The sequence below is a fragment of the Agromyces binzhouensis genome, assembly GCF_004135055.1.
GTDB lineage: Bacteria > Actinomycetota > Actinomycetes > Actinomycetales > Microbacteriaceae > Agromyces > Agromyces binzhouensis.
Window position 1 is genome coordinate 1 of record NZ_SDPL01000101.1, and the last position, 8,681, is coordinate 8,681.

9 protein-coding genes are annotated in these 8,681 nt (G+C 72.7%); 7 read left to right on the top strand and 2 right to left on the bottom strand.

Going from position 1 to position 8,681, the window contains the following annotated elements; translation table 11 throughout:
* The 3 genes from ESO86_RS07095 to ESO86_RS07105 form a co-directional block, all read left to right on the top strand.
* Positions 1-806, top strand: an 806-nt coding sequence (locus ESO86_RS07095) for a glycoside hydrolase family 3 C-terminal domain-containing protein (RefSeq protein WP_207207044.1), incomplete at its 5' end; no start/stop codon positions are given.
* Between the two features lie 73 nt (positions 807-879).
* Entirely contained in the window at positions 880-1,194 is a 315-nt protein-coding gene (locus ESO86_RS07100; protein ID WP_129234272.1) for a hypothetical protein, read from the top strand.
* Positions 1,191-1,676, top strand: a complete 486-nt coding sequence (locus ESO86_RS07105) for a hypothetical protein (protein WP_207207045.1) — start codon at positions 1,191-1,193, stop codon at positions 1,674-1,676. The genes ESO86_RS07100 and ESO86_RS07105 overlap by 4 nt, the downstream gene beginning before the upstream one ends.
* A 56-nt stretch (positions 1,677-1,732) precedes the next feature.
* On the opposite strand, the gene ESO86_RS07110 is transcribed toward ESO86_RS07105, so the two are convergent.
* Complete coding sequence (locus ESO86_RS07110) at positions 1,733-2,239, bottom strand: MarR family winged helix-turn-helix transcriptional regulator (RefSeq protein ID WP_129234273.1); 507 nt, start codon at positions 2,237-2,239, stop codon at positions 1,733-1,735.
* A gap of 159 nt (positions 2,240-2,398) precedes the next feature.
* Here ESO86_RS07110 and ESO86_RS07115 point away from each other — a divergent pair, with 159 nt between their 5' ends.
* Complete coding sequence (locus ESO86_RS07115) at positions 2,399-3,655, top strand: MFS transporter (RefSeq protein WP_242492251.1); 1,257 nt, start codon at positions 2,399-2,401, stop codon at positions 3,653-3,655.
* A 138-nt stretch (positions 3,656-3,793) separates the two neighbouring features.
* The gene (gene mdlC, locus ESO86_RS07120) at positions 3,794-5,425 is read left to right on the top strand and encodes a benzoylformate decarboxylase (RefSeq protein ID WP_207207046.1); all 1,632 of its coding nucleotides are present in this window, start codon (positions 3,794-3,796) and stop codon (positions 5,423-5,425) included.
* On the opposite strand, the gene ESO86_RS07125 is transcribed toward mdlC, so the two are convergent.
* Positions 5,422-6,471: a LacI family DNA-binding transcriptional regulator gene (locus ESO86_RS07125; protein WP_207207047.1), complete on the bottom strand. Its 1,050-nt coding sequence runs from the start codon at positions 6,469-6,471 to the stop codon at positions 5,422-5,424. The two genes, mdlC and ESO86_RS07125, sit on opposite strands and share 4 nt — an antisense overlap.
* 125 nt (positions 6,472-6,596) lie before the next feature.
* Here ESO86_RS07125 and xylA point away from each other — a divergent pair, with 125 nt between their 5' ends.
* Together xylA and ESO86_RS07135 are read left to right on the top strand one after the other, a co-directional pair.
* Complete coding sequence (gene xylA / locus ESO86_RS07130; RefSeq protein WP_129234277.1) at positions 6,597-7,787, top strand: xylose isomerase; 1,191 nt, start codon at positions 6,597-6,599, stop codon at positions 7,785-7,787.
* A 192-nt stretch (positions 7,788-7,979) separates the two neighbouring features.
* On the top strand, positions 7,980-8,681 hold a 702-nt coding region (locus ESO86_RS07135; RefSeq protein WP_242492252.1), incomplete at its 3' end, for an FGGY family carbohydrate kinase.

An 8,681-nucleotide genomic window follows, 5' to 3' on the forward strand; every position in this document is an offset into this window, starting at 1 on the left:
GCCGCGGCACGAGCGGCGAGGGCTGCGATGCCGAGTCGCTCGCGCTCCCGGGCGCGCAGCAGGCGCTCGTCGACGCGGTGCTCGATTCCGGCACGCCGGCGGTGCTGACGATGCTCGCCGGGCGCCCGTACGCGCTGGGGCGTGCCGCGTCGGAGTCCGCGGGCATCGTGCAGGCGTTCTTCGCGGGCGAGGAGGGCGCCGGAGCGATCGCCGGCGTGCTGAGCGGCCGCGTGAACCCGAGCGGGCGCCTGCCGGTGTCGATCCCGGCGTCGCCGGGCGCGCAGCCGACGACCTACCTCGCGCCGCCGCTCGCGCGCGCCAGCGATGTCTCGAACATCGATCCGACGGCGGCGTTCCCGTTCGGTCATGGACTGGGGTACGCCGCGTTCGACTGGTCGTCGTTCGCGGGCGACGAGGCGTCGATCGCGACGGACGGTGCGACCACCGTGCGACTGCGGGTGCGCAACTCCGGCGAGCGTCGGGGCGCCGAGGTCGTGCAGCTCTACCTGCACGACCCGGTCGCATCGGTCGTGCGGCCCGTGCAGCGTCTCGTGGGCTTCGCGCGCGTCGACCTGCCGCCGGGCGCCGCCGCCGAGGTGCGGTTCACGGTGCCCGCCGACCTCGCGTCGTTCACGTCGCGCACCGGCGAGCGGGTCGTCGAGCCGGGCGAGCTCGTGCTCTCGCTGGGACGCTCGAGCAGCGACCTGGTGCACGCGCACGCCGTGCGGCTGGATGGTCCCACCCGCGTGGTCGACCACCGACGGGCGCTGCATCCGACGGTCGCGATCGAGCGGGTGGGCGTCTGACGGGGTGACCGCGGGGTCGCGTGCGCGAGCGCGGTAGCGTGATGGAACACGCGACGGCGCGACGAGGAGAGCGATGAGCACGGATTCCATGCCGAGAACGGTGATCTGGTGGGGTGTCGTGATCGCCCTGGCCGGCGGTGCACTCATCGCGGCCGCGCCGTACGCGCTGACAGCGTGGTGGGGCATGAACACGGCCGAATGGAGCGCTGCGACCGTCGTCTTCGAGGTCGTCCTCGCAATCGCACGGACGACGCTCGCGCCCCTCGGCGCCGCGCTCATCGCCGCCGGCCTGGTCATGCACTACGTCGACCGTCGTCTGCGCGGCGACCGGATCGCCGACCGTCCGCACCGCTGGCGATTCCCCAGCGCGGAGGAGGCCGAGCGGTGACGCGCTCTCCGGGCGCGGCGACCGGCGGCCGTGTCGTCCTGCGCGGATCGTTCGCGCTCCCGCTGGCGCGACGCGATGCGTTCCGGCTCTTCACGGCCCGGGGCGAGGAGCTCTGGGTTCCGGGCTGGACGCCGCGGTTCTTCGTCGACGACGCCGACGACCTCGAGGTCGGCACGGTGTGGCAGACGCGGGACGACGACGGCCGCCCGACGACGTGGGTCGTGCTCGACTGCGAGCCCGGCCGCGCGGCACGGTACGCGCGGGTCGCCGAGGCGTGGACGGCGGGCACCGTGACGGTCGAACTCGTCGACACCGCCCAGGGCTGCGTCGTGGAGGTCGCCTACGACCTCACCGCGATGACGACGGATGCCGCGGCCGACCTGGCGCGGTTCGCCGACGGGTACGACGCCTTCCTCGACGAGTGGCGCACGACGATCCTCGACCACCTCGCGTCCGGCGGCGCGATGCCGGGTCCCGTCTGACGCGAACTCGGCCGACGGCTCCGGGTGGGGACGCGCTCGCGCGGCGCGACGCCGACTCAGGCCTCGATGTCGTCGAGTCGCGCGATGACGACCTCGAGCAGGCGCGCGAGCTCGCCGCGCTCGGCGTTGCCGAGGTCCTGCAGCACGTCGGACTCGACGACGTCGGAGCTGCGGATCGCGAGGCTGAACAGCTCCCACCCGCCGTCGGTCAGCTTCACGAGGATGCGCGTGCGGTTCTCGGCATCGGGCGTCCGCTGGACGAGGCCGCGATCGACGAGCTTGTCGAGCCGATGCGTCATCGACGAGGGTGCGACGTTGGTGAGGTCGGCGAGCTGGCTCGGCGTGAGCGCGCCGCCGTCCTTCGCGAGCGTGGCGACGACCGCCCACTCCCCCGCCGTGACGTCGAGGTCGGCGAGCTGCCTGGCGTACCACTGGTCGAGCTTCTTCGAGAGGCTCTGCACGGCGGTGATCACGCGCTGCACCGACTCCTCGCCCCCTGCGGCCACGTAGGCCGCGACGGCCCTGCGGTGCTGCTCGGCCGCACTCGGCCCGCGTCTCGCCATGCGGGAATTCTCCCACACGTCTTTCGGTTGCTAAGATTTCGACATCGAAGTATTCGACGCCGAAGCCACGAGGGCGACGGCGTCGCCGCGGCATGCGGCCGCGGCATCCGTCATCGACCTCGCGGTCGACCACGTGAAAGGGGTGCGCCCGTGCGCGCGATGCTGCTCGTCCTCGCTTCGAGCATCGGTTCTCTGGGATGGGGCGGGATCCTGCCCTACCAGTACGCCTATGCCGCGGAGACGAGGGACTGGGGCGCACTCGTCGCGGCCGGCGCCGCATCGCTGTTCTCGGTCGGCGCGCTCGTCGCCGCGCCGCTCGCGGGTCGGCTGAGCGACCGGTTCCCGGCCGTCCGGGTCGCCGTCGTCGCCCAGATGATCGGTGCCGCGGCGGCGGCGTCGCTCATCATCGCCGACGAGCCCGGCGCATTCCTCGCGGGCATGCTCGTGTTCGGGATGGGCCTCTCGGCGGCCGCGCCCGCGAAGCAGGTGCTCGCGCTGCAGTGGTCCTCGAGCGACGACCGACGGAAGGTGTTCGCCTACAAGTTCACGGGCGAGGCGCTCGGCATGGCCGCGGGTGCATTCATCGCCGGGCTGCTCGTCGACCTCGACCGGCACGACGGCCTCGACGTCGGCTTCCTCATGGCCGCCGCCGGGTTCGCCGTGTCGTCCGCCATCATCGCGATCGCCGGTCGCGGCGCCCCGGTGCCGGTCGACTTCGCGAGCGACCCGACCGGCTCGATCACGGCCGTCGAGGCGCGATCGCGCGGCATCCTGCGCATCATCTTCGCCACCCCGGCGCTGCGCTGGACCGCGATCGTGACGATCACCCTGGCCCTCGGCTTCTACGCGCAGTTCGAGTCGGGGCTGCCCGCGTACGGGATCACCGTGCTCGGCGTCGACCCGACCGTCATCGGCACCGCCGCGGCCGTCAACTGCCTCGTGATCGTCGCGATCCAGGTGGTCATGTTCCGGCTCACGGCCAAGCGCAGCGCGCCCGTGCTGCTCATGGGCGTCGGTGCGATCTGGGTGCTCGCCTGGCTCGGACTGTCGGCGGCGCAGCTCGCGCCCGGCCTCGCCGCGGCGATCTTCGTCACGACCTACGGCATCTTCGCCGTCGGCGAGACGATCTACAGCCCCGTGCTGAACCCGCTCACGGCCTCGCTCGCCCCGAAGGGCATGGTCGGGCAGACGCTCGGCACCATGGCGGCACTGCAGACCGCGTTCACGGCGGCCGGCCCGCTCGTCGCGGGGGTCCTGCTCGGCGCCGGCCTCGTCGACGGGTTCCTGTGGATGCACCTCGGCGTGAGCGTGCTCGCGGTGTTCGCGGCCTGGCGCGTGCATCGGGCGCTCATCGTGTCGCGGCGCGAGTCGGAACCGCCGCTCACGCGTCCGATCCCGGTCGCCGGCGGCGCCTGAGCGCGACGGGCCGCGGCTGCGACGCGCGGAGCCTCGGGCCTTCGGTCCGTTGCGGCATCCGTGCCGCTCTGGCAGGGTGTGCGCCGAGACGACCCCGGGAAGCCGAGACGCCCCGGGATGCCGAGGGGGCGAGGCGACGTGGTCACCGTACGAGAAGCGACGTTCCAGCTGTTCCGCGAACTGGGCCTGACGACCGTGTTCGGCAACCCGGGCTCGACGGAGGAGACCTTCCTGAAGGACTTCCCGTCCGACTTCACGTACGTGCAGACGCTCGCCGAGGCCGCCGCCGTCGGTGCGGCCGACGGGTTCGCGCAGGCGACGCGCGCGCCGACGCTCGTCAACGTGCACACGTCGGCGGGTCTGTCGAACGGGATGTCGAACATCCTGACCGCGTTCATGAACCGCACGCCGCTCATCGTCACGGCGGGGAACCAGACCCGCGACATGCTGCTCATGGAGCCGTGGCTGACGAACATCGAGCCGTCGGTGCTGCCGAAGCCGTGGGTGAAGTGGAGCTACGAGCCGGTGCGGGCCGGTGACGTCCCGGCCGCGTTCATGCGCGCGTACGCGATCGCGACCCAGCCGCCGCAGGGCCCGGTCTTCCTCTCGATCCCGCTGGACGACTGGGATCGGGAGGCCGACGGCCCCGCGGTCGTCCGCCGCGTCGCGAACCGGATCGCGCCCGATCCGGCGCGCATCGCGGAGTTCGCGGTGCGCCTGTCGTCGGCGGAGCATCCGGCCCTCATCCTCGGCGCTTCGGTCGCCCGCGAACAGGGCTGGGACCAGGCCGTCACGCTCGCCGAACGGCTGAACGCCACGGTCTGGGCGGCACCGGCCTCGGAGCGGGCGCCGTTCCCCGAGCACCACCCGCTGTACGCGGGCGGACTGCCGTTCGCGATCGGCCCGCTGGCCGAGAAGCTCGCCGGGCACGACGTCGCGATCGTGATCGGCGCGCCCGTCTTCCGCTACTACCCCTACGTCGCGGGGCCGTACCTGCCCGACGGTCTCCAGCTCCTGCACGTCTCGGACGATCCGGCGGAGACCGCGAAGGCTCCGGTCGGCGACAGCCTGATCGGCGATCCGCTGCTCGCGATGCAGGCCCTGACCGAGATCATCGAGGCCCGCCCGGCGCCCATGCGCACGGTCGAGATGCTGCCGCACCGGATGGCGCCGACCGCGGTCTCCGCGGACGCCGAGCAGGAGGCGCCCGAGGGCGTCCTCACCCCGCTGCAGCTGTTCCGCATCCTCAGGGATGCGACTCCGCCCGACACCGTGCTCGTCGAGGAGTCCCCGTCGAACCTCGCCGAGCTCCACGCCGCGTGGCCCGTCGAGGTCCCGGACACGTTCTTCACGTTCGCCTCGGGCAGCCTCGGGTGGAACCTGCCGGCCTCCGTGGGCATCGCGCTCGCGGAGCGCAGGACGGGTCGCAACCGCCCGGTGCTCGCCGTGATGGGCGACGGCTCGCTGCAGTACTCCATCCAGGCGCTCTGGACCGCGGCGCAGCACGACGCGAACCTGATCGTCGTCGTGCCTCGCAACGGCGAGTACGCGATCCTCAAGTCGTTCGCGGAGCTCGAGGAGACCCCCGGCGTGCCGGGCCTCGAGATCCCGGGGCTCGACATCGTCTCGCTGGCGAAGGGCTACGGATGCCGCGGCGTCGAGGCCGGCACGGACGACGAGGTGCGCTCGGCGCTCGCGCACGCGCTCGAGCACGGGGGCACGTCGGTCATCGTCGTGCCGGTCACCCCGACCGTGCCCTCGCTGCTCTAGGCCGCGTCGACAGCTGCCGCCGGGGCCGCCGTGCTGTCCCGCACCACGAGGCTCGTCGCGAGGTCCATCCGCGGCGTCGGCGCGCCCGGGCCGTGCGGGTCCTCGGCGAGGCGGATGGCGAGTCGCGCGGCCTCCTCGCCCATGCGGCGCAGCGGCTGGTGGACGGTCGTGAGCTTCGGCGTGAGCCAGCGGGCCAGCGGGATGTCGTCGTAGCCGACGACCGACAGGTCCTCGGGCACGCGGATGCCGCGCTCGCGCGCCGCCTCGAGCACGCCGAGCGCCTGCATGTCGCTGCCGGCGAAGATCGCGGTGGGGCGGTCCTCGCGATCGAGCAGCTCGCGAGCCCGGTCGCGGCCGCCGGACACGTGGAAGTCGCCGAAGCGGATCCACTCCTCGTCGACCGGGAGTCCGGCCGAGTTCATGGCGGACCGGTAGCCGTCGATGCGCGCGAGCGAGCACATCATGTCGGCCGGCCCGGTGATCGCGGCGATCCGCCGGTGGCCGAGCTCGATGAGGTGGCGCGTCGCGGCGAGGCCGCCGGACCAGTTCGCCGAGCCGACCGACGGCACGTCGGGCGACGGGTCTCCGGCCGGGTCGACGATGACGAACGGGATGGCGCGCGAATGGAGCTGCTCGTGGTACTCGGGTGCCAGGTCGCTGAAGACGAGCACGACGCCGACCGGCCGCCGGCGCATCACGCCCTCGACCCAGTCGGGGTCGGGCGAGTGGCGGGTGCCGCTCACGGTCAGCACGACGCTCAGCCCGTGCTCCTTCGCCACCGACTCGACGCCGTCGATGACCTCCATCGACCAGATCGGGTCGAGCTCGTGGAAGACGAGCTCGATGAGCTCGGCGCGCGCCTCGGAGCGCCCGCCGCCGCGGCGCCGGTACCCGCGCTCGGCGAGCACGTGCTCGACCCGCGCGCGGGTCGTGGCCGAGACATCCGAGCGACCGTTCAGCACCTTGGAGATCGTCGCGAGCGAGACGCCCGCCTCCGCGGCGATGTCGGCGAGCGTGACGCGCTCGGGCGCGGCATCCGTTGTCATGTTTCGAAGCATACCGCCGAAAGTTTCTGGATCGCGGATCGGGCCCGTGAGTTGCGCGGAGGTCAGCCCGGGGTTATGTTTATCTTGCCAACAAATCATCGATGACGCTGAAAGGCGGATCACCCATGGCCACCGCGCCCACCCGCGACGACAAGTTCTCCTTCGGCCTCTGGACCGTGGGCTACAACGGGACCGACCCGTTCGGCGGTCCCACCCGCAACGCCCTCGACGTCGTGCACGTCGTCGAGCAGCTCGCCGAGCTCGGCGCCTACGGCCTCACCTTCCACGACGACGACCTGTTCGCGTTCGGCTCCTCCGACGCCGACCGCGCCAAGCAGATCGACCGGCTGAAGGACGCGCTCGCCGACACCGGCCTGATCGTCCCGATGGTCACCACGAACCTCTTCTCGGCGCCCGTCTTCAAGGACGGCGGGTTCACCTCGAACGACCGCCAGGTGCGCCGCTTCGCGCTCCGCAAGGTCTTCCGCCAGCTCGACCTCGGCGCCGAGCTCGGCGCCAAGACGTTCGTCATGTGGGGCGGGCGCGAGGGTGCCGAGTACGACTCGGCGAAGGACATCCGCGCGGCGCTCGAGCGCTACCGCGAGGCCGTGAACCTGCTCGGCGACTACGTGACCGACAAGGGCTACGACATCCGTTTCGCGATCGAGCCGAAGCCGAACGAGCCCCGCGGCGACATCCTGCTCCCGACCCTCGGCCACGCGATCGCGTTCATCGACTCGCTCGAGCGCCCCGAGCTCGTCGGCCTCAACCCCGAGGTCGGGCACGAGCAGATGGCGGGCCTCAACTTCGCCGCCGGCATCGCGCAGGCGCTCTACCACGGCAAGCTCTTCCACATCGACCTCAACGGCCAGCGCGGCATCAAGTACGACCAGGACCTCGTCTTCGGCCACGGCGACCTGCACAACGCGTTCGCGCTGGTCGACCTGCTCGAGAACGGCGGCCCCGGCGGCGTGCCCGCCTACGACGGCCCGCGTCACTTCGACTACAAGCCGTCGCGCACCGAGGACGAGAAGGGCGTGTGGGAGTCCGCCGCCGCGAACATGCGGACCTACCTGCTGCTCAAGGAGCGCGCCGCGGCCTTCCGCGCCGACCCCGAGGTGCAGGAGGCGCTCGCCGCCGCCAAGGTCGACGAGCTCGCCACCCCCACGCTGAACCCCGGCGAGACCTACGACGACTTCCTCGCCGACCGTTCGGCCTACGAGGACTTCGACGCGAACGCCTACCTCGGCGGCAAGGGCTTCGGCTTCGTGCGCCTGCAGCAGCTCGCCACCGAGCACCTGCTCGGCGCGCGCTGACCGATCCTCCCCGCCCCGCCGCGCCTCCCGGCTCGGCGGTCGCCCGAGCGGGCAGGATGAAGGAGTTCTCCGCCGACACGCCGGCCGGGGCGGCCGACATGCCGCCGGGTGGCAGTGGACTCCTTCATCGTGAACGCGAACCCGCGCGCTCAGACCGCGGAGCAGACCGACAGAACCAGTCAGGAGGACACCATGACGCTCGTCGCCGGAGTCGACTCGTCGACGCAGTCGTGCAAGGTCGTGATCCGGGATGCCGCGACCGGGGCGCTCGTGCGCTCCGGTCGCGCAGCGCACCCGGACGGCACCGAGGTCGACCCCGCCGCGTGGTGGGGCGCGCTGCTCACGGCGTTCGCCGATGCCGGCGGGTTCGAGGGCGTCGCGGCGATCTCGATCGCGGGCCAGCAGCACGGCATGGTCGTGCTCGACGCGGAGGGCCGCGTCATCCGCCCCGCCCTGCTCTGGAACGACACCCGCTCGGCGCAGGCCGCGCGGGACCTGATCGACGAGGTCGGTGCGCCGGCCTACGCCGAGCGCACGGGCGTCGTGCCCGTGGCCTCGTTCACCGCGACGAAGCTGCGCTGGCTGCGCGACGCCGAACCCGAGAACGCGGCGCGCGTCGCCGCCGTGGCGCTCCCCCACGACTGGCTCACCTGGCGGCTGCGCGGCTTCGGCCCGGAGGGGGAATCGGCGCTCGGACCGGTGCTCGACGAGCTCGCGACCGATCGGTCGGATGCGAGCGGCACCGCGTACTGGGGCGCCGACGGCTACGACCGCGAGCTCCTGGTGCGGGCGCTCGGGCACGACGCGATCCTGCCGCGCGTGCTCGGTCCCGGTGAGGCGGCCGGGCGGACGCCCGACGGCATCCTCGTCGGCCCCGGCGCCGGCGACAACGCC